Genomic DNA, 20,521 nt, shown 5'->3' with positions numbered 1-20,521 from the left:
TTTTCAACCGTCTGTAGCGAGCAGGGCGCATGACTATGGCGGATCTACTCCACCGGCGCCAGCAGGTGCTCGTAAGGCGCATCGGGCGACATTTGGCGCCATAAAATGACGTTTTGCATTGACGAGAAGCGAAAACCTTTCAGCGGGCTTTGGCAGCAGCCAGAGCGCTCCGCCGGGATGGCAACATTCTTCGCATCACCCGGCTTCGCCGCGCGCAAGGGCCGCCGCCTGCTCCAGACTCACGCCGTTGACCAGGGGGTCAGCGTGCCGATGCACCAAGCGCCATTCCGCCTCTTCACGGCGATAGACCAACGTAACCCGCAGCGGCCAATCCTGGGCTGGCAGACCGCCGACCTCGACGTGCGGGCGTTCAATGATCGCGAGGACCACCATGTCGGCGGAACCATAGGCTTGAAGAATTTCGTGCTTGAAGGTGCCGTTCTTGAAAAAGCGGCCCATCGCCTCGATCCGCTCGGCAGTCAGTTCAGACGCCCGCGTGGGCTTTCCTCCGAATGGAGACATCAGCAGGAAGTCCTCGGTATGTGGGATCACCTCGTAGTACTTCGTTATCTCCCCGCGCATCAGCGCCGAATTTGCTTCCGCAGAACGCTCGACGAGATCGGCAACCGTCTGGTCTATCGCAGGCTCCGCAAGAGCCTGTGCCGAGGCTTTCGTTGATCTTGCAGTTTGTGACAATGCCACGCCAGCGCTTGCTGCGGCGAGAAGGGAACGTCGTGATACCGGCATGCGGGTGCTCCTGCATCTGTTTCCGATGCGAAGCGCGCCTTGCGCTGCTCCGCTCGCTCAGGAGATCGCACTTCAATGATGCTGAATCCAGTGATATGATTTCATCGACATGCTGAACAGAATTGGCCTATCCCGCGCAGAGCTCAACCTCCTCGTTCTGTTTGAGATCGTGCACGACGAGCGCCACGTGGGCCGGGCGGCCGAAAAGTTGAATCTGACGGATCTCAAATCTGCATAGTTCAAGCCTCAGCGATAAACGCCTAGCCTGGCCAATCGAACGTCTGGGCAGCTCGCACCATCGCCGCCGTTGCCGGGCTATAGGGCCGGCCCGGAACGCTAGCCAGGGACACCGTGCGTGCCACCGCGGGTTCGATCAGCGGACGCTGCAAAAGTTCAGGCGATGTCACCGAATATTCAGGCATGAAGGCGAAGCCGATCCGCGCCAGCACCATTGATTGGATCCAATCCTCGCGCTCGGAACGAAAGCGGGCATAAAGGCTGACGTTTCTTTCCCGGCACGCACCCATCACCAAGTCCCGCATTTCACAGGACAGACGATCGACATAGGGTTCTTGAGAGAGATCGACCAACTTGATTGCATTGAGGCTCGCAAGCCGGTGATCCGGCGCGAATACGACGACGTAACGCTCACTGTAGAGATCATGGACGCGGAACGCCGCCCCCAATCCCTCCAGCGGATTGAGAACGGCAAGATCGAGATCGCCTTGCTCAAGCCTGTTTTTCAGTTCCTGAACGCTCGCCTCGCTAACTTCAAGCTCGACGCCATGATAGTCGCGCTGGAACTTTGCGAGGAACCGGGCGAGCTTCACATGGCCGATGGTCGACATGACGCCGAGGCGGATCGGCACCTGGTTGAGCAGCCTGAAATTGTCGGCAAGCGTTCTGGTTGCGTGGGCCTCCTGCATGATCTGCTGAAGATGCGGCAGAATGGAGCGCCCGAACTCACTCAGGAGGACGCGCCTTCCCTCGCGGTGGAACAAGGGCGCGCCAAGCTCATCCTCGAGCGTCTTGACCGCTTTGGTGAGCGCCGGTTGAGACACATTGCAATCGGTGGCGGCCTTGGTGAAGTTCAGCATCTTCGCGGCGGCAAGCACGTAGCGGACCTGAAACATCTCCATGGCGAGCCCTCCGAGGCGGTTCCACGAAACGACATTGTAATCCTTTCATCGATAACTGTCGGCTATCGATCGATAGAAAAAATGTCGTTCTCTTTCGCCCGCCGCTGCATTCAACTCCTGTGGTCACTGTTCACAGGAGGAGATCTGGAAATGACCGTCTACATGGTGGAACGCGACCTCAAGGGCATCAGCATGGAAGCTCTGGGAGATGCGCAGAAGGCGGCGATCAGCAAAGCCGCCGAGATGACTTCCAACGGCACCGACATCAGCTATCTGCGCTCGACCTTCGCACCGGAGGACGGGCGCTGCATGTGCCTGTTTGACGCTGCCTCCGATGTCGACGTGAAGCGTCTAAACGACGATGCGGGGCTGCCCTATCACAGAATCGTGCCGGCGCTCGATCTCACCCCATAGGGCCGGCGCGACGGGGCTCGTGATGACTGTCCGGGCGGTGTCTTGCGGAGTTATGCAGCGCGCCAGTTTGAATCTTTGGAACGACGGAAGGGCCAAGTCGTTCGTGCTTCATCCGCCAGCCACACGCGTTGCCAGGAGAGTCGGAGCATGTTTGGCAATTCGGGCACCCTTCCTCTGCCTCGCCCGCTTGGGCGTCGTGTGGATACTCTTGCGCAGTCGTTCATGCGCCAGCGGCTCGGATCGCAGATGGACTTCTCGACCCCGCAGGGCGAGCCGGCGCTGTTGCCGCCCAACTCGGTGTCGTGGCGTATTTTCAAGAACCCGGTTGCGCTGTTCATCGGCGGGGTTGCGGCGGTGCTGCTCGAATTGGCAGAGCCGCGGGTTCGCGACGCCATTTGGCAGCACAGCACATTCAGCTCCGACGCGCTCCGGCGATTACAGCGTACCGGCCTCGCCGCCTTGGTCACGGTCTACGGTCCCCGGACCAAGGCTGAGGCCATGATTGAAGGTGTGGTCAGGATGCATGGGCGCGTTTCAGGCCGAACCAGCGAAGGTGAGCCATACCACGCCACCGACCCGGAGTTGCTGGACTGGGTGCAAGCGACGGCCGGGTTTGGTTTCATGGAGGCCTATCACATCTATGTGCATCGGCTGCATTTTTTCGAACGGGATACGATGTTCGCCGAGGCTCGCCCCGTCGCGCTTCTCTATGGTGCGGTTGGCGCGCCCACGTCGCAGGCCGAGCTTTACGCGCTGTTCGACGTGATGAGGCAAAGACTCGTCGCATCGCCGATCGTCCTGGAATTCCTGCAGATCATGGAAGACGTTCCCGTCTTGCCGGGAGTGGCTCAACCGCTTCAGCGGCCATTTCTGAAGGCAGCTGTCGAGATCCTGCCCCGCTGGGTCCGCAAGCGGTTGGCACTCGGCGACCACTGGACGTTGAAGCCGTGGGAGCGTGCTTTTGTGAAGACGACGGCTGCAATCTGCGAGCGCATCGTGCTCCCTTCATCTCCGGCCGTCCAGTCGTGCCATCGCCTCGGTCTTCCCGAGAACTATCTCTATCGCCGACAGAAGGCACCTAGACACGAGCAGCACGGTCGCGATCATGCGGGATTTGATGCCCGCGTAAGGGAAAGCGACGGGTTAAAAGTGCGGCAATGGCCGCCCTAAGGGCGCGTATCTCGTGTTGGGGAATGTCCAGCGAAGGGCCCGAAAGCGACGATAAGCGGAGCCGGAAATTCCTATCATTTCGACCTGGCAGGCTGTCGGATATGCTCCGCTGGTGCCGCCCAGCAAGTACCCTCGCGATCCTGTTCAGGGCGTCGCGAGGCCGGTCCCGCGACGGGCCGCATCGACGCTCCACGCGCCGCCTCCCGCGAAAAAGAAGTACAGGAAAATGAAGCAGTAGAGGATTGACGAGTCGCCCTCGTTGACAACCGGAAAGAAGTTTTGCGGCGCATGCGCCATGAAATAGGCGACCGCCATGTTGCCGGACAGAATGAACGCGACGGGCCGGGTGAAGAGTCCGAGGGCAAGCAGCGCGCCTCCGATCAGCTCGATCAATGCCTGGATCACAATAAGCCCCGACAGTTGCATCGGCTCGGGCGCGGGCGGAAAATTGAAGAGCTTTTGAGTTCCGTGCTGCAGAAACAGCAGCGCCGACATGATCCTCACGACGCTTAACCACACCGGAGCCCAGGCAGAAATCTTGTCGAAATTCATCAGTTGGGCCTCCATCATGACCCGGTGATTCCGGGCAGCAGGCTGAATTATCAGCGGGTCCGCTCTTCGCACCGATTTCGCGAAGTCGGTATGATGCACAGCGCGAGCCGCAAACCAATACTCCCAGTTCACAGTCGCGTGACCTCTGGTCGTACTATTGATGGAGTGCCGAGCCGCGGGAGCCGAGACCTTGCCGATGCGCTCCAGCGGGTGCCAATCGCCAGGCTCATGCCGCCCAAAAAGGGCAGCGGTTTTGGGACAACGACATGAACAAGATCAAGCCCGGGTCAGCGGATACTGTTCCTTCAGCGTCCTCAGCACCTGATCACCGGGCATCGGCGCGCCGAACATGAAGCTCTGCACATATTCGCAGCCCATCTGGCGCAGTTCGAGCGCATCGCTTTCGTCCGAAATGCCCTCGGCCACGACCGAAAGGCCGAGTTCATGCGCCATGTTGACCATCGATTTGAGCAGCACCGCGCGCTTCGGTGTCGTGTCGTCGACAAAGCTCTTGTCGATCTTGATCGTGTCGAAGGGAAAGCGCGTCAGATAGGCCAGCGATGAGTAGCCGGTGCCGAAATCGTCCAGCGACAGGCCGATGCCAAGCTTCTTCAGCTTGTTCAGCACATGGGCTGTCTGCTCGGGATTGTCCATCACCAGCGATTCGGTGAGCTCGAGCCGGAAACAGCGCGGCTTCAGATTGGCCCGCGCGATCACCGAGCGGACGTCGCTGACCAGATCGCGGCGGATGAGCTGTCGGCTGGACAGGTTGACCGAAACCGACAGCGGCGCGTCGCCGATCTGCTTTTGCCATCCCGCCAGATCTTCGGCGGCCTGTTGCATGGCGAACAAGCCAAGCTGCACGATCAGGCCGCAGCTCTCGGCGACCGGGATGAAATCGCCTGGCGGGATCATGCCGCGACGCGGATGATCCCAGCGCAAAAGCGCCTCGAAGCCGGCAACACTGCCGTCTTCCAGCCGCACGATCGGCTGGTAGGCGAGTGTGAATTCGCGCCGTTCGATGGCGCGGCGCAGGTCGGACTCGAACTGCAGCCGGTCGGTGCCGACGGTCCGAAAGGCGGGTCGGAACGGTTCGATCCTGTCGCCGCCAAAACGCTTGGCCTGGTGCATGGCAAGCTCGGCGTCCTTGACCATGTCCTCGGCCGAACTCTGCGCCGAGGTCCAGGTGACCAGACCGATCGAGGCGGTCAGCACGATCTCGCGTTTGGCAAAGGTAATCGGATTGTTGATCGCATGCTTGATGGCATCGGCAACGGCTGCGATGCGGGCCGGGTCCTGCTCGGAAAGCAGCATCAGCGCGAACTGGTCGCCGGCAAAGCGCGACAGCGAATCCTTCGGCTTGAGCAGCCGGTGCAGCCGGCGCGCAACAGTGAGCAGGATGGTATCGCCGGCCGAGATGCCGAGCCCGTCATTGACCTGCTTGAACCGGTCGATGTCGATGACGAAGACGGTGGGACGGACCTTCTCTTCGGTGCGCGCGATCGAGATGATCGCCTCCAGCCGGTTCATAAGCAATTCCCGGTTCGGCAGGCCGGTCAGATTGTCGTGCACGGCATCGTGCAACAGCCTCTCCTCGGACTTCTTCTGCTCCGTCACGTCGACCATGGTGCCGACGCAGCGGATGACCTCGCCGTCCGATCCGATCACCGGCCGGGCGCGCAGCGAAAACCAGTGATAGTGCCCGTCGGCGCCGCGCAGGCGGAAATTCTGCGACACCCGGCCGCGCCGGTGTTCGAGCACCACGTCGAGCGTCGTACGGAAGGTGTCGCGGTCGTCGGCATGGAGTACAGGCAGCCAGTTGCGGGCAGCGCCGCCCAGGCTGTCGGGCGCAAGGCCAAGCTGGATGCTGATATCCGGCCTGGTGACGACGCGGTCGCGCATCACGTCCCAGTCCCACACCGTGTCGCCCGATCCGGCCACGGCCAGCGCCTGCCGTTCGAGATCGGAGAACAGGCCCTGATGCAGCGCACCGCCGGCAAAGGCGTGCTGCATGACGGTGAAGCCGATGAGCAGGATGATGAGGATCAGCCCGCCGCCCAGTGCCGGCTGGGCGATGTCATTGTCGAGCATGCCGGTGATCGCCATCCACGACCCGCATAGCCACAACAGGACCATGACCCAACTGGGCACCAGCATGATGGCACGGTCGTAGCCGCGTATGCCGAGGAAGATGATCAGGCCGAGACCGGTCAGCGCGGTGGCGGCGAAGGACAGCCTGGCGATGCCGGCGGCGACCGCCGGGTCGACGATTGCAACGCCGGCGATCAGCAGCAGCCCCAGAATCCAGACCAGAGCGCCGTAGCTGAAATGGCCGTGCCATCGGTTAAGGTTGAGATAGGCGAACAGGAACACCACGAACGTCGCTGCAAGCGCCACCTCCGTTCCGGCCCGCCACATCTGCTCGTTGCCGGGCGATATTTCCAGGACCTTGTTGAGAAAGCCGAAATCGATGCAGATATAGGCGAGCACCGCCCAGGCGAGTGCTGCGGTTGCCGGGAACATCGAGGTCCCCTTGACGACGAAAAGGATGGTCAGGAACAGCGCCAGGAGGCCGGCGATGCCGATGACGATGCCGCGAAACAGCGTGTAGGAATTGACCGAATCCTTGTAGGATTCCGGCTCCCAAAGATAGACCTGCGGCAGTTTGGGCGACGCCAGTTCGGCAATGAAGGTGATCACCGTTCCGGGGTTCAGCGTCACCCGGAACACATCAGCGTCGGGGCTGCTCTGGCGGTCAAGCGCGAAGCCCTCGCTGGGCGTGATCGCGGCAATGCGGGTCGAGCCGAGATCCGGCCAGAAGATACCGGAATTCACCAGCCGGAAATGCGGTGCGACGATCAGCCTGTCGAGCTGCTGGTCGGTGGTGTTGGCAAGCGCGAACACCGCCCAGTCGCCGGTCGAGCGCGCATCATTGGCCTCGACCTCGATGCGCCGCACGATGCCGTCCGGTCCCGGGGCAGTCGACACCTGAAAATTCTCGCCCTGGTTGCGGTAGATTTCGACGGCGCCCGAAAGGTCGAGCGCCACATCGTCGCGGGCAATCTTGATCGGTTCGACGGCGAAGGCCGAAGACGCCGCGCAGAGCACGACGATTGCCGTCAGCACAAAGGCGAACAACGACCCGATTCGCAGGAAATTCGTCAAAATCAGCCCTTTGTTTCCGCGCCCGGCGGATCGTCCTCGATCCGGGCGTAGAGGTAGTGGTCCTGCCAGATGCCGTTGATCCTGAGATAGGATCGGAGAAGTCCTTCGCGCCGGAATCCGGCTTTTTCAAGCACGCGGATCGACCGGGCGTTGTCGGGAATACAGGCAGCTTCGATCCGGTGCAACCTCAGCGTATCGAAGGCGAAGCGCGTCACCACCTTGACCGCGTCGGTCATCAGGCCACGGCCGCTGTAGCGCTCGCCGATCCAGTAGCCGATATGGCCGCTTTGCGCGACGCCGTGGCGGATATTGCCGAGGGTGATTCCACCGACAAGCTTGCCGTTGCCTTTGTCGAAGATGAAGAAGGCTATGGCCGTTCCCTGCGCATAGTCTTCGCGATAGCGGCTGAGGCGATGCCGCCAGGCCGTGCGGTCGAGCTCGTCGGGGTTCCAGCGCGGTTCCCACGGCTCCAGGAAGGCGCGGCTTTCCCCGCGCAGCACCGACCATTCACGATAGTCGTTGGTCAGCGGCACGCGCAGCGTGACCCGGTCACCCTTCAGTGCCGGCAGGTCACGGCGAAAGAAAGGGAGCGCGAACATGACGCTTTGATGGACTTAGCCGGCGAGCTTTCGGGCCGTGGTCTGCGTGCCCGAAAGCGACTCGAGCACCGCCTCATAGGGAGCGAGCGTGCCCACCGGTCCGACGGCAGTCAGCGTCGGCTTGGTCGAAAACAGCCGTGACGACAGGTCCGTCAACCGCTCGACCGTCAACGCCGACAGCCGTTCCATCAGCTCTTCCTTGGCGATCGGCCGGCCGAACAGAAGCATTTGCCGGGCGATCTGCGAGGCGCGGCTGGCTGGGCTTTCGGCGGACATGATCAGGCCTGCACGGTACTGGGCGCGTGCCCGGTCGAGTTCCTCCTGCAGGATGTTCTCGCCGACCTTCTGCAACTCGCCGATGACCACCGGCACCAATTCGGCGATATCGCTCTGCCCGGTCGCGGCATGGACGCCGAATATGCCGGTATCGGAAAAACCCCAGTGGAATGCATAGACCGAATAGCACAGCCCGCGCTTTTCGCGGACCTCCTGGAAAAGACGCGACGACATGCCGCCGCCAAGGATCATCGACAGGACCTGCGAGGCGTAGAAGTCGCGTACATGATAGGCGCGGCCCTCGAACCCCAGCACGATCTGCGCGTCCATCAGGTCGCGGTCCTCGCGGAAATCGCCGCCGACATATTGCGCATATTGCGGCATGGTGTTGTCGGACTTGCTGCGGAAACCGCCGAGATGCTTCTCGACCTCGCGCACGAAGTTGTCGTGCTTGATGTCGCCGGCGGCAACGACCACCATGCGCTCGGCGCCATATTGCCGTTCGATGAATTTGTGCAATTGCTTCGAGGTGAAGGATTTGACGGTTTCCGGCGTGCCGAGGATGGAGCGGCCGATCGTCTGGTGGCGGAAGGCCGTCTCGGTGAAGTGGTCGAAGACGACGTCGTCGGGTGTATCGTGTGCGGCGCCGATCTCCTGCAGGATCACATGCTGCTCGCGCTCCAACTCCTGCGGGTCGAACTCGGATTCCTGCAGGATGTCGGACAGGATATCGACGGCCAGGGGCACGTCGTCGCTCAGCACCCTGGCATAATAGGAGGTGGTCTCGACACTGGTGGCGGCATTGATCTCGCCGCCGACATCCTCGATTTCGGAGGCGATCTCGAAGGCGCTGCGCCTTCTGGTTCCCTTGAACGCCATGTGTTCAAGCAGGTGGGCCATCCCGTGCTCTTCGCTACGCTCATTGCGGGCGCCTGATTTGATCCAGGCGCCAAGAGCGACGGATTCGAGGCTTGGAAGGGTTTCGGTGGCGACTGTCAGGCCGTTCGACAGACGGCTTACCTCAACACCCATATAGCTGATACTCCCTAATTTGCCGCCCGCGTGTGGCGGCTAACATAATCTTCCACCATTTTCAGGTCGGATGGAAGTACCGTGTATTTTTCCTCTGAAGTCATCAACCCGCCTAGCCATGCGGGCAGGGCAGGCGACACGCCGCTGGACGCTTCGACGGCGGCCGGGAACTTTGCCGGATGGGCGGTGCCCAGCACCACCATCGGCACGGCATTGGTGGTTCTTGCAACCGCAACGTGCATGGCCGCGGCCGTGTGCGGGTCGAGCAGATAGTTGCTGGCTGCGAGCGTCGAGCGGATCGTGGCGGCGACTTCGTCCATGGTCGAGCGGCCGGCGTCGAATTCGGAGCGGATCCTGGCGATCTCGCCCGCTTCGATGGTGAAGGCGCCGGACTGCTTGAGGCCGCTCATGTAGCGCCGCACGGTCGAGGCGTCGCGGCCGGCCGCCTCGAACAGCAAGCGCTCGAAATTCGAAGAGACCTGGATGTCCATCGACGGCGACGTGGTCGAAAAGACGCCTTTCGTGCGGTACTCGCCGCTCGACAGCGTGCGCGCCAGAATGTCGTTGTCGTTGGTAGCGATGATCAGCCGCTCGATCGGCAGCCCCATCTTCTTGGCGGCGTAGCCGGCGAAGATGTCACCGAAATTGCCGGTCGGCACCGTGAACGAAATCGGCCGGTCGGGCGCGCCGAGCGACAGCGCCGATGAGAAGTAGTAGACGATCTGGGCCATGATGCGGGCCCAGTTGATCGAATTGACGCCGGACAGCGATACTCGGTCGCGAAAACCGTGATCGTTGAACATGTCCTTCACCAAGGCCTGACAATCGTCGAAATTGCCTTCGACCGCCAGCGCATGGACATTTGCGGCGATGGACGTCGTCATCTGCCGCTGCTGCACCGGCGAGACCCGGCCGTGCGGGAAAAGAACGAAGATGTCGGTGCGGTTGCGCCCGGCGAAGGCATCGATGGCGGCCCCGCCGGTATCGCCGGAGGTGGCGCCGACAATGCTGGCGCGCTGGTCGCGTTCGGCAAGCACATGGTCCATCAGCCGGGCGAGAAGCTGCATGGCGACGTCCTTGAAGGCAAGCGTCGGGCCATGGAAGAGTTCCAGAACGAACATGTTCGAGCCGGTCTGCACCAGCGGGCAGACCGCCTCGTGACGGAACGTCGCATAGGCTTCGCGCACCAGGCGTTCGAACACCGGCATCGCGATCTCGCCGCCGAGAAGCGGCGACAGCACGCGGATGGCGAGGTCGGGATAGGCAAGGCCGCGCATCGCGCGGATCTCAGCTGCCGAAAACTGCGGCCAGATATCAGGCACATAAAGTCCGCCATCACGCGCCAAGCCCGCCAGCACAGCGTCGGAAAATCCAAGCACGGGCGCTTCCCCGCGGGTGCTCACATATCGCATCGTCATGTTCCATTGCTGCCGGGCGGTATTGTCCGCGGCAAAGTGGTTAATTTCCGTACTTGCTCAGTCGCATTTTTGCCGCGCGGTTGATATACGTCACCCGCTTTGCGAGAGGGAAGTGCAGTTCATGGCGTTTCATACATTTAACGGTCGTTTTGTCGCGGGTCTGGCGCTCGCCGGCTTTATGCTTACCGCCGCCGGCTGCCAATCAGGCGGCAGCAGCATGCTGGGCTTCGGAAAGAAGGACACGACACCGCCACCACCGCCGGACCCCAAGGTTCTCGCCAGCCAATTGCTGGCCTATTGTCCGAAAGTGACGCTGCGCGACGGCACCGCCTTCTTCAACACCTATGCCAAGGGCAGTCAAAAGCCCAAGAAAAAAGCCGCCACCCTGGATGCAGAAGCTGCCGCGCTTGACGCGAGCAGCGGCCAGCAAGACGATTCCGCCAAGATCGTCTATCAGGCCTCGATCACCGATGTGACCCGCGACTGCATCCGCGCCAACGGCTCGCTGACGATGAAGATCGCCGTCGCCGGCAAGGTCGTTCCGGGACCGATGTTCAGCCCTGGCACCATCACCATGCCGATCCGTATCGCTGTGATGCATGGCAAGGACGTCCTTTACTCGCAGCTTCACCGACATCAGGTCCAGGTTACCAATCCCTCGAGTGCCACCCAGTTCGTCTTCACCGATTCGAACGTTGTCGTTCCCGAGCCCACCGCGCGGGACTATCAGGTGTTCGCCGGCTATGACGAAGGCCCGCCGAAGAAGACCGACAAGAAGGTTGCCGCGGCCGAATAGCCGCGGCTTTGGAGCTGCGCGTCCATTTGGACGCCTGCTTCACGCATCCGCCGACCACTCCGACAGGGCGGCGATCACGCTTTTCAGTTCCGCCCAGCGGCGGATGACCGTTTCGGCGCCGGCCTCGGTCAGGGCGTCGGCATGCCCGGGATAGCTGTGCGCCGCTCCGGTGAAGCCGATCACACGCATGCCCGCCGTTCTGGCACCGGTCACGCCATGCACGGAATCCTCGATGACGAAGGTGTTCGCCGGATCGGCCTGGAGTTTTGCCGCGGCAAAGAGAAACACGTCGGGCGCCGGCTTGGATTTTCCGCTTGGTGTTTCCAGCGAGGAAAAAATCCGGCCGTTGAAAAACGGCAGCAGATGCACCTTCTCCAGCATGAATTGGATCCGCTCGGTGCGCGAATTCGAGCAGATGCAGCGCGGCGCCGTCACCGCGGCGACCGCCTCGTGCACCCCGTCGACGGCGCGCACGTCGCTGCGCAGCCGGCGGTCGACCAAGTCTTCGGCGCGATCGATCAGCGAGGCCTGGAACGGGACGCGGGATTTTTCCTCGACCCGCATCATGATGTCCTTGAAGGTCAGCCCGGCATAGGTTTCGGAAATCTCCTCAGCCGATATCTCGTAACCGGCCGACGTCAAAAGCTCGGCTTCGATGCGCGCGGCGATGATTTCGGAATCGACGAGCACGCCGTCGCAATCGAAGATGACAAGGTCTGGCTGGGGCATCGCGATCCGGAAAGCGGGAGGGAGGAGGCTGAGACGTTTCAGGCCGGCGCGACATACACCAACAGGCCGGCCTTCGCAAACTCCCTGCGCTCCGGATCCTCGCCTTCACCGAATATTTACGCTGATCGGTAACCATAACAGGGAGTAAACAGTAACGCGTGCTTTGGGTGTAACAATGTCTGCCGTGCGTCTTCTCGACGAGCTTTCCCATGCTCCCCAGCAATCCGAATGGCTGGATACGATCCTGAAGGGCGATTGCGTCGCCGCGCTCGACCGGCTGCCGGAAAAATCCATCGACGTGATCTTTGCCGATCCGCCCTACAATCTGCAGCTTGACGGCGATCTGCATCGTCCAGACCAGTCCAAGGTCGATGCCGTCGACGACGACTGGGACCAGTTCGCAAGTTTTGAGGTCTACGACGCCTTCACCCGGGCCTGGCTGCTGGCGGCGCGACGCGTGCTGAAGCCCAACGGCACCATCTGGGTCATCGGCTCCTACCACAATATTTTCAGGGTCGGCGCCAAGATGCAGGATCTGGGCTACTGGATCCTCAATGATGTCGTCTGGCGCAAGACCAATCCGATGCCGAATTTCCGCGGCCGCCGCCTTCAGAACGCCCATGAGACGATGATCTGGGCCTCGCGCGATCAGAAGGGCAAGGGCTACACCTTCAACTACGAAGCGCTGAAGGCGTCGAACGACGACATCCAGATGCGTTCCGACTGGCTGTTTCCGATCTGCACCGGCGCTGAGCGCCTCAAGAACGAAAATGGCGACAAGCTGCATCCGACGCAGAAGCCCGAAGCGCTGCTCGCCCGCATCATGATGGCCTCGACGAAGCCCGGCGATATCGTGCTCGATCCCTTCTTCGGCTCCGGCACCACCGGCGCGGTGGCCAAGCGCCTGGGCCGCCATTTCGTCGGCATCGAGCGCGAGCAGGCCTATATCGACGCCGCCAACGAGCGCATCGATGCAGTCCGGCCACTGGACGGCGCTGCTCTTACCGTGCTTACCGGCAAGCGCGCCGAGCCGCGCGTTGCTTTCGTCAGCCTCATCGACACCGGGCTGATGTTGCCGGGTGCTACACTCTACGACGCCAAGAAGCGGTGGGCGGCCAGGGTGCGCGCCGACGGCACTGTGGCGGTCGGAGACAGCGCCGGATCGATCCACAAGATCGGCGCGGAGGTTCAGGGGCTGGATGCCTGCAACGGCTGGACCTTCTGGCACTATGAGCGCAGTGGCGGCCTGACCCCGATCGACGAGCTTCGCCGCATCGCCCGCCTTGGCATGGAGCGGGCAGGGGCCTGACAATAACCGCAACAGCGGTCTCGTTGCACATCGTTCTCATGCGACGCGCAGGCCGAGGTAGCGAACCATTGGCTCGAAGTCTCGGTCATCATGCAACAGCGCGTGTCCGCCCAGGATGCAGAATGTGCCGATAATCATATCGACTGTCTTGCGGATGGTGATGCCCCGCTGCCGAAGCATGCGGTAGTTTCGGGCAGCTTCGACTGCCGTCGCCGGATCCAGCATCGGCACAATGGCGAACTGTCGGAGGTTCCGCTCAATCAGTTGGGCATGCGGTTCGCTGAGCGCGCCTTGCAGCACTTCCAGCAGAATCAAGTCTCCGACCAGAATCTCCTGTGTGTCATCGAGATGCCTGAGCTTACTGACCGAGACGCTGTCCGTATTGCGGAGATGGGCGATCCACACGGAACTGTCGACGACGATCATCGATGCCGATCGGGCGAACGGCCTTCCCGCATGGCGTCAAGATCACCCTCCCAGCCGGCGCCAGCAAGGGCGGCGATAGCCATATCCTGCCTGTGCCGGCGCACCAAAGTGCGCAGCGCCGCCTCAATGGTCGCTTTCTTGGTCTTGAGGCCGGAGGCGGCCATGGCCTCCGCGATCAATTCGTCGTCGAGATCGATGTTGGTTCGCATGGTGATTCTCGATGTGTATAAATTGGACCAGATATACACATTTTGCTCCTGGCCAACAAGCCGTGACAACGAAAGCCGCCCCGTCGGAGGGATCACGGTGAGCGATTCCCAGGAAGAATTATTGACCTTTGCCCACCGTTCTCGAATGCTTGATTCGCTTATCCAACGGAGACCGATTCCATGAAAGCTCTTGCCTCGCCGTTTGTCGCCGCCCTCCTCATGGCGTTGTTGGCTCCTCCGGCGATTGCGCAGAACACTGGCGCCGAAAACCAGCTTGATGCGGTTGTCAAGAACGGAAAGCTGCGCGTTTGTACGACCGGCGACTACAAGCCCTTCACCTTTCATGACAAGCCCGCGAACAACTACCAGGGCATCGATATCGATCTCGCAAAATCTCTGGCAAGTTCGCTAGGTGTCGAGGCGGAATTCGTGGCGACTACCTGGAAAAAATTGCTGGCCGATTTTACATCCGGCAAGTGTGACATCGCGATGGGCGGTATTTCGGTGACTCTGGAACGCCAGAAGCAGGTGTTTTTCAGCGAGCCCTATCTCGTCAACGGCAAGGCACCGATTGCGCGCTGCGAGGACGAGGCGAAATTCCAATCGATTGCCGACATCAACAAGCCGGATGTGACTGTGATTGTTAATCCCGGCGGGACCAACGAGAAATTCGTGCGTGAAAAACTCAGTGACGCTAAGATTGAGATGTACCCGGACAACGTGACGATCTTCCGCCAAATCCTTGACCGCAAAGCCGATATCATGATCGCGGAATCGGTCGAAACCGAGTTGCAGGAGAAACTTCACCCCGGCCTTTGCGCCATCAACCCCGAGAAGCCGCTCCAATATGGCGAAATGGGTTATATGCTTCCTGAGGGTGCGGTTGTCTTCAAGGCCTATGTCGACCAATGGCTGCATCTTGCCAAGGCGACGGGTGAGTTCGATCGCATCTACGCTTCTCACGTCAAGTAGCGCCCGAGACGGATCCAATGGCAGCGCCGTTGACCGCGCGTCTCAGCGACTGCACCACCATAACACGTCGTCTTGTCCTGGGCCTGACTAAGGACCTTTTTGCAATCCGCCGTGTTGAAGCGGGCTGTCGGTCAGGCGTGTCGCAGTGATCACACTCTGATCCCCAGGCGATCGAGGTCCGCCGCGAGCGTCTTTGCGTCAGTGAACAGCACCGACTGCCAGCCGGCCGCCTTGGCGCCGTCGACATTCTTCTGGCTGTCGTCGATGAACAGCGTGGCCGCGGGCTCGAGGCCGAATGCAGTCGCGTGATGGTCGTAAATGCCCCGATCCGGCTTGATCATGCCGATCTCGCCCGAAATGGTCACACCGCGCGGGCGGTTGAGGAAGTCGAAACGCTGCCGGGCTTCGGCAAGCGTGTCGGACGCAAAATTGGTCAGCATGGTGACGTCGTGGCCACTCTCGATCAGCTTGTCCATGAGCTGGACGCTGTCATCGTAAGCGTGCGGCACCATCTCGTGCCAGAGGCGGCGGAAGTTGCGGATGTTTTCGGCGTGGTCCGGGTGTTCGGCGATCAGCAACGCCTCGGCCTCTTCCCAGCTGCGGCCGCGGTCCTGCTCGATGTTCCAGTCATGCGTGCAGACATTGTCGAAAAACCACTTTCTCTCCTCGGCATCCGGAATGATACGGCTGAACGGCAGGTTCGGATCGTAATGGATCAGCACTCTGCCGATGTCGAAAACGATGTGGCGGATTTCGGTCATTCTTGTCCTCGTTCAACGCAGTTCAATGGGGGCGATGTGGGCGATTCAACGTGCGCGCTGCTTCTTCGTCGCGCCCGGTATCGCTGCTTCGATTACCTTTTTCATGACGGTGGGCAGTGCTTCGCCGGAAATTTCGTCGGCCAGCGACCAGAAATGACCCGCTGGGGCGGCGACATCGATCATCGCTTTGAAGATTTCGAGTTCGAGCGCGAAATGGGTGAAGACATGGCCAATTTTCCCGGCTGGCCGCCAGTTGCCGGGGAAGGGCGCCGCCGCCGCTGTGGTGCCGCCGTCGATCCGCGCGGTCCAGCCGGTCGTCGGCATTGCTAGCAGGTAGCGAATGTTCCTTCCGCGTTTGCAGAACGCTAGGGACCGATCCGCAGCGGCTAGTTAGCGCGAGTCGCAACTTGTGTTTTGGAGGGTTCGACTGCGTGGCTCTTGCACAGACTGTGCGAAGACGCTCGTGCTGATTGCAAACCAACCATTCTGCGCTTCTAACCTCGGGCGATGACTCGAAACCGGAGTTCGAGATTTTTCCCGCCGTGAGCCTGACGTGGCACAGCCACGTTCCAGGCGGCCATGCTCCTGGTTTCGGTGTGTCGCGAAAATGGGCGCGCCGAACCGGCTTGTCCTTCCGCCAAGTCACGTTCGTCTCTACCTTGCTGCCTGGCAGCAAAGTTAAGCTGTCTGAGACCGGCAGCCTCCCTTCCCCTTCCCCTTCCCCTTCAGCTTCGAGGACTTTTCCGCTAGAGAGTTGATGACGTCTCGTAAACGCGCAACTTAGGCGAAGTGAAAGGGCCGACCTATCACGTCGGATTGAAAATGAGTGGCCCACAATTCCGGACCGTCCTAGCAGTCCATCCACATTGGAAGGGATCCCTGAAGTTATCATCTGTGGACGATCAAATAGAGCACGAAGGCGGAGGCCGTGGGATCTATAGTCTTTCGAGCGGGAAACTACTTGTGAATTGGAACGAGTATGGTCAAGAGATATTTGTAGAAATAGGAGGATTATTCGTCAATGAAACATTACTGCGTGATGCCTATCAAAAGTTAATTCAAGACAATGAAATCCCCGCGACAATATTTCAAACATGGAAATCAAAAATATCTATTCCAAATAGTTTTAAGATTTGGAGGGACACGTTCGCGCAACTCAACCCCTCCTTCGAAATGGTGTTGTGGGACGATGACGATAATCGCGAATTTATTAAGTCAGAATTCCCATGGTTTTATAAATTCTATATGAGATACCCGGGAGAAATATATCGCGCTGACGTCGTGCGATATTTCTTTCTATACAGATATGGGGGTATATATGCCGATCTCGACGTTGAATGTTTGCGATCACTCGACGGGTTGCGAACGGAGGGCGACGTCATTCTCGGTCAAATGGGAACCGATCCTGATCATTCAATCCCCAACGCGATAATGGCGTCCAAACCGAAGGAAGAATTTTGGTTGCTGGTCATTTGGATAATGCTGCAGATCAAAGATATTCAACGTTCCCCCGAATATGTTACCGGTCCCGTGATACTGAAATCTGCGGTCGATCTGTATCAAGAAAAGAATACAATTCTTTCGAAAGCCGCTATTTCGACAATAGTTGCGAAGCTTCCATTTAATTTAAAACCACAACCACGTCGAACAAATATTTCTATACTGCCGACAAAGAGATTATACCCGCTAGATTGGTCAGATTCTGTTCACCAAATTATTAGACGTAGGGTATTGTCAGGAAGTTACCTATCAACAAACGAAAAAAATGAACTTTTCCCGGATGCATGGATGACCACGTACTGGTCGCATAGTTGGTAGCCCGGAATCGATAGGGCTGCTTGTTAGCACTACTTTGCCTTTTTCATAGACGGCTCCTTCGAACCTATACAGGCAGTGCGCACATCGCTTGGGCGGCAGAGCAGATTGTCAAGTTCTGCAAGAAATGGCGTGGCATTCTGCGGTGACGTTGGCGTGTCCGCCGCGCGGCCCGTGTTAGACTAGCTAGACCGAGGCGCGCAACGTACAATCGACAAGTCCACCCGGAAAATCCAACGTTTTACGGCCAGACCCTCGGCCAATCCCGGAAATCAAACCTAAATCATCAGACGCAGATTTATGAATAATACAAAAGAGCAATTTTCGAAGATCTATATAGAGCATGCGTGGGGCGGCACGTCAAAAAGCGGGCCGGGCTCAGACCCGGAGGTGCTGCAGACATATTCAGAATTGCTCGTCGATTATATAAAAAGGAAAGGTATCCGTTCGGTGGTGGACGTGGGGTGCGGTGATTGGGCATTGGGGAGAACACTTGACTGGACAGGCGTGGATTATACCGGTGTCGATATTGTACCGGAGCTTATTGAGAAGTTAAACGATGCCTATGGTTCAAGTAATGTTCGTTTCGCTTGTTTAGATTTATTGTCAGATCCGTTGCCAACCGCAGATTTGTGCGTGATCAAAGATGTTTTACAGCACCTCTCGAATGATTCGGTAAATGCGTTCCTGGCGAAGCTTCAGAAACAGTTTAAGGCTTCCCTAATAACAAACGATATCACTCACACGGGACAGGGCGGCTGGCGAGTTAGATGGAGAGCGTATGAAGGCAAAGCAAACAGCGATATCTCAAATGGCGGGTATCGTCCGTTGAGATTGACGGAAGAACCTTTTAATCTAAACGCGAAGCGTTTGGCGACCATTCCGCTGCAGTTCAAACGCGCGGTTTTTGGGCATCCAGGCACGGTGAAGGAGACAAAGGAGGTTTTGTTGTGGCTTTGTCGCAAGAGCGGCGGATGACCCAACATGAACCTGCGAGACGAGCAAGTCGATGACATCTCAGCCTCCAGAACTGACTTGGCTCAACCCGCCACCGCATCATGCTTTCGGCGACAACTCCGTGCACGTGCGGACCGGCAAGGAGACCGATTTCTGGCGCGAGACTTTTTATGACTTCTGGCGTGACAATGGCCACTTCCTCTACCGGCAGGTCGAGGGCGATTTCAGCGCCGAGGTCACCGTCAAGGGGGACTACTATGATCAGGCCGGTTTGATGGTCCGGCTGAGCGAGACGCATTGGGTCAAGGCCGTCATCGAGTTCACCGACGGGCTCGCCTATTTTTCCGTCGTCGTCACCAACGATGCCTCCGACTGGTCGTTGGTCAGCATCCCGGCCGGACCGGACGGCGTCAGGATCCGGCTGACCCGCCATGCCGAGACAATCCGTGTTCAGTATCTCGATGCCTCCGACCATCGCTGGAAGCCGGTGCGGCTCGCCTATTTCCCGCCCTCGAAAACAGTCGATGTCGGCATGATGTGCTGTTCGCCGCAACGTGAAGGTTTCGAAGTCACATTCGGCGATTTTTCAGTCGGCCCGGCGATCTCGAGGGAACTCCATGACTGACGCGTGCTGTCAGCGGATCGGAGCGCCGTTTTCACAGCAGTATCGTTCCGACAGCCGATTGCGGTCGAACAAGCTAGCGGGCATTCGCCTCACCCGGTCGAGCTTGAAATCGGCGGGAAGGCGGCCGCGGAAGGCGCGAAGCCGCTTCAGCAATTCCTCGCGCGCAGGTTTGCGTGCGACGCCGAATTGTCGGGCATCGGTGACATGGATCTCACTCTCGTCGCCTTCCCTGAGTTCGAGGGCCTCGACCACAACTGCAGGAAGACGGATAGCTAGAGTCTTTCACGTTGTGACGGAAGCGTAGCCGGCGTTTGCGAAGTAGTTGTTGCATTCGGTTGCCTCGATCGTTTCAACGAGGTGGCCGGTGTGTCGCCAAGTATCCTCGACGGTGCGCTTCTGGGCTTGGCGCATCCAGTGCTTGATCTTGGCAAAGGCCTGCTCGATCGGGTTGATGTCGGGAGAGTAGGGCGGCAAATACCAAAGCCTGGCGCCGGCGGCCTTGATCATCTGTCGGATGGCGGCCGACTTATGGCTTCCCAGGTTATCCATGATGACGATATCGCCGGGTTTAAGGACGGTGATGAGCTGTTGCTCGACATAAGCGCGGAAGCATTGGCCGTTGATCGGGCCGTCGAAGACGCAAGGTGCTGCGAGCCGATCCCAGCGCAGCGCGCCAAGGAAAGTCAGCGTGCGCCAGTGGCCGTGCGGAGCCAAGCCGCGCAGCCGCTTGCCCTTCGGCCCCCAACCGCGCAGCGGAGCCATGTTGGTCTTGATCCAGGTCTCGTCGATGAAGACCAGGCACTGGGGATCGAGGCCGGCCTGCCAGGATCGCCATCGTTGGCGCCTGCGGGCAATATCGGCGCGTGCCTGCTCAAGGGCGAACAGCGTTTTTTTTGAAGCTCAGCCCCTCGCGGCGCAGGAATTGCCACACTGCGTTGTGCGAGACCTTGATCCCGCGAGCGGCCAACTCATTCTTCAGACCATGCAGCGTCAGATGCGGCGTCTCACGCACACGGGCCTCGATGAAGGCACGGTGCGGCTCCAGCACCCTCTTGCGATGTCCGCCCATCTTGCCAGGCGCAACCGAGCCAGTCGCCCGATGGCGCTGCAACAACTTCACCGCCGCCGAAACCGAAATGCCGAACCGTTTCGCGGCCGACCGGCGGCTCTCGCCACCCAAAACCGCCGCTACAACACGTTCGCGAAGATCATCCGAAAGAGGTCGCGTCATCAGATGCTGGCCCCCACTCCAGCCAGCATCTTGAATCACAAAACCGACTGATCCGGAATCCCTTCGATTCCGTCAAATCAGGAACCGCTCTAGGCTAAGACGAGCGGAGCGGCGGACATTCCGGCCGCGTCTCAGGCGGCCAACTGTAATGCAGCATCGTAACATCGCGCCAGTAACCG

At 59.8% G+C, this 20,521-nt stretch carries 21 protein-coding genes and 2 pseudogenes; 9 read left to right on the top strand and 14 right to left on the bottom strand.

Annotated features, from left to right (window positions below; genetic code table 11):
- Positions 1–44 precede the first annotated feature (44 nt).
- On the bottom strand, positions 45–218 hold the full coding sequence (locus AC0L2K_RS05140; RefSeq protein ID WP_473530800.1) for a hypothetical protein: 174 nt from the start codon (positions 216–218) through the stop codon (positions 45–47).
- On the bottom strand, positions 196–747 hold the full coding sequence (locus AC0L2K_RS05135; protein ID WP_473530799.1) for a nuclear transport factor 2 family protein: 552 nt from the start codon (positions 745–747) through the stop codon (positions 196–198). The genes AC0L2K_RS05140 and AC0L2K_RS05135 overlap by 23 nt, the downstream gene beginning before the upstream one ends.
- Before the next feature lie 109 nt (positions 748–856).
- Between AC0L2K_RS05135 and AC0L2K_RS05130 the strand changes: the two are divergent.
- A pseudogene (locus tag AC0L2K_RS05130) lies at positions 857–967 on the top strand (LysR family transcriptional regulator); the annotation flags it as partial.
- 40 nt (positions 968–1,007) lie between these two features.
- Here the strand turns inward: AC0L2K_RS05130 and AC0L2K_RS05125 are convergent.
- Positions 1,008–1,886, bottom strand: coding sequence for a LysR family transcriptional regulator (locus tag AC0L2K_RS05125; protein ID WP_287049776.1), 879 nt, complete (start codon positions 1,884–1,886; stop codon positions 1,008–1,010).
- Positions 1,887–2,036: 150 nt separating this feature from the next.
- Between AC0L2K_RS05125 and AC0L2K_RS05120 the strand changes: the two genes are divergently transcribed.
- Together AC0L2K_RS05120 and AC0L2K_RS05115 are read left to right on the top strand one after the other, a co-directional pair.
- Positions 2,037–2,300 carry a DUF4242 domain-containing protein gene (locus AC0L2K_RS05120; RefSeq protein ID WP_023799307.1) on the top strand — a complete coding sequence of 88 codons (264 nt, stop codon included), beginning with the start codon at positions 2,037–2,039 and terminating at the stop codon, positions 2,298–2,300.
- A gap of 147 nt (positions 2,301–2,447) precedes the next feature.
- Positions 2,448–3,470 (top strand): oxygenase MpaB family protein, encoded by a 1,023-nt coding sequence (locus AC0L2K_RS05115; RefSeq protein WP_473530798.1) that lies wholly within the window; start codon positions 2,448–2,450, stop codon positions 3,468–3,470.
- Positions 3,471–3,614: 144 nt separating this feature from the next.
- On the opposite strand, the gene AC0L2K_RS05110 is transcribed toward AC0L2K_RS05115, so the two are convergent.
- From AC0L2K_RS05110 to thrC, 5 genes are all read right to left on the bottom strand, one after another.
- On the bottom strand, positions 3,615–4,022 hold the full coding sequence (locus AC0L2K_RS05110) for a DoxX family protein (protein ID WP_473530797.1): 408 nt from the start codon (positions 4,020–4,022) through the stop codon (positions 3,615–3,617).
- Positions 4,023–4,298: 276 nt separating this feature from the next.
- Entirely contained in the window at positions 4,299–7,187 is a 2,889-nt protein-coding gene (locus AC0L2K_RS05105; protein ID WP_473530796.1) for an EAL domain-containing protein, read from the bottom strand.
- Between the two features lie 2 nt (positions 7,188–7,189).
- A complete protein-coding gene (locus tag AC0L2K_RS05100; protein ID WP_473530795.1) occupies positions 7,190–7,786 on the bottom strand; it encodes a GNAT family N-acetyltransferase in 597 nt (198 codons plus the stop codon).
- 15 nt (positions 7,787–7,801) lie between these two features.
- Entirely contained in the window at positions 7,802–9,094 is a 1,293-nt protein-coding gene (locus AC0L2K_RS05095) for a M16 family metallopeptidase (protein ID WP_023799302.1), read from the bottom strand.
- Positions 9,095–9,108: 14 nt separating this feature from the next.
- Positions 9,109–10,506, bottom strand: coding sequence for a threonine synthase (gene thrC / locus AC0L2K_RS05090; RefSeq protein WP_473530794.1), 1,398 nt, complete (start codon positions 10,504–10,506; stop codon positions 9,109–9,111).
- A 127-nt stretch (positions 10,507–10,633) separates the two neighbouring features.
- Here thrC and AC0L2K_RS05085 point away from each other — a divergent pair, with 127 nt between their 5' ends.
- Positions 10,634–11,308, top strand: a complete 675-nt coding sequence (locus AC0L2K_RS05085) for a hypothetical protein (RefSeq protein WP_473530793.1) — start codon at positions 10,634–10,636, stop codon at positions 11,306–11,308.
- Between the two features lie 39 nt (positions 11,309–11,347).
- Here AC0L2K_RS05085 and AC0L2K_RS05080 read toward each other — a convergent pair whose 3' ends face one another.
- The gene (locus AC0L2K_RS05080) at positions 11,348–12,037 is read right to left on the bottom strand and encodes an HAD family hydrolase (protein WP_473530792.1); all 690 of its coding nucleotides are present in this window, start codon (positions 12,035–12,037) and stop codon (positions 11,348–11,350) included.
- Positions 12,038–12,212: 175 nt separating this feature from the next.
- On the opposite strand from AC0L2K_RS05080, the gene AC0L2K_RS05075 reads away from it, so the two are divergent.
- Positions 12,213–13,346, top strand: a complete 1,134-nt coding sequence (locus AC0L2K_RS05075; RefSeq protein WP_473530791.1) for a DNA methyltransferase — start codon at positions 12,213–12,215, stop codon at positions 13,344–13,346.
- 36 nt (positions 13,347–13,382) lie between these two features.
- On the opposite strand, the gene vapC is transcribed toward AC0L2K_RS05075, so the two are convergent.
- Positions 13,383–13,772 carry a type II toxin-antitoxin system VapC family toxin gene (gene vapC / locus AC0L2K_RS05070; RefSeq protein ID WP_473530790.1) on the bottom strand — a complete coding sequence of 130 codons (390 nt, stop codon included), beginning with the start codon at positions 13,770–13,772 and terminating at the stop codon, positions 13,383–13,385.
- Positions 13,769–13,981: a type II toxin-antitoxin system VapB family antitoxin gene (locus AC0L2K_RS05065; RefSeq protein WP_473530789.1), complete on the bottom strand. Its 213-nt coding sequence runs from the start codon at positions 13,979–13,981 to the stop codon at positions 13,769–13,771. The genes vapC and AC0L2K_RS05065 overlap by 4 nt, the downstream gene beginning before the upstream one ends.
- A gap of 180 nt (positions 13,982–14,161) precedes the next feature.
- Here AC0L2K_RS05065 and AC0L2K_RS05060 point away from each other — a divergent pair, with 180 nt between their 5' ends.
- Positions 14,162–14,953 carry a transporter substrate-binding domain-containing protein gene (locus tag AC0L2K_RS05060; protein WP_473530788.1) on the top strand — a complete coding sequence of 264 codons (792 nt, stop codon included), beginning with the start codon at positions 14,162–14,164 and terminating at the stop codon, positions 14,951–14,953.
- Between the two features lie 149 nt (positions 14,954–15,102).
- Here the strand turns inward: AC0L2K_RS05060 and AC0L2K_RS05055 are convergent, their stop codons facing one another.
- Together AC0L2K_RS05055 and AC0L2K_RS05050 are read right to left on the bottom strand one after the other, a co-directional pair.
- Positions 15,103–15,714, bottom strand: a complete 612-nt coding sequence (locus AC0L2K_RS05055) for an HAD family hydrolase (RefSeq protein ID WP_473530787.1) — start codon at positions 15,712–15,714, stop codon at positions 15,103–15,105.
- A gap of 45 nt (positions 15,715–15,759) precedes the next feature.
- Positions 15,760–16,038, bottom strand: a pseudogene (locus AC0L2K_RS05050) (A/G-specific adenine glycosylase); the annotation flags it as partial.
- Positions 16,039–16,677: 639 nt separating this feature from the next.
- Between AC0L2K_RS05050 and AC0L2K_RS05045 the strand changes: the two are divergent.
- From AC0L2K_RS05045 to AC0L2K_RS05035, 3 genes are all read left to right on the top strand, one after another.
- Positions 16,678–17,532 (top strand): glycosyltransferase family 32 protein, encoded by an 855-nt coding sequence (locus AC0L2K_RS05045; protein ID WP_473530786.1) that lies wholly within the window; start codon positions 16,678–16,680, stop codon positions 17,530–17,532.
- Positions 17,533–17,829: 297 nt separating this feature from the next.
- Entirely contained in the window at positions 17,830–18,507 is a 678-nt protein-coding gene (locus AC0L2K_RS05040) for a class I SAM-dependent methyltransferase (protein WP_473522520.1), read from the top strand.
- Between the two features lie 31 nt (positions 18,508–18,538).
- Entirely contained in the window at positions 18,539–19,111 is a 573-nt protein-coding gene (locus AC0L2K_RS05035; RefSeq protein WP_473530785.1) for a DUF1349 domain-containing protein, read from the top strand.
- Positions 19,112–19,393: 282 nt separating this feature from the next.
- Here the strand turns inward: AC0L2K_RS05035 and AC0L2K_RS05030 are convergent.
- Positions 19,394–20,342, bottom strand: a protein-coding gene (locus AC0L2K_RS05030) for an IS630 family transposase (protein WP_473530784.1) whose coding sequence is annotated in 2 segments (ribosomal slippage) — positions 19,394–20,005 and positions 20,007–20,342 — 948 coding nt in all. Because the reading frame shifts where the segments join, the coding sequence is not laid out codon by codon here.
- Positions 20,343–20,521: the final 179 nt, after the last annotated feature.

Source organism: Mesorhizobium sp. WSM4817, from assembly GCF_055811135.1.
This window is presented reverse-complemented; position numbering and strand designations above follow the sequence as displayed.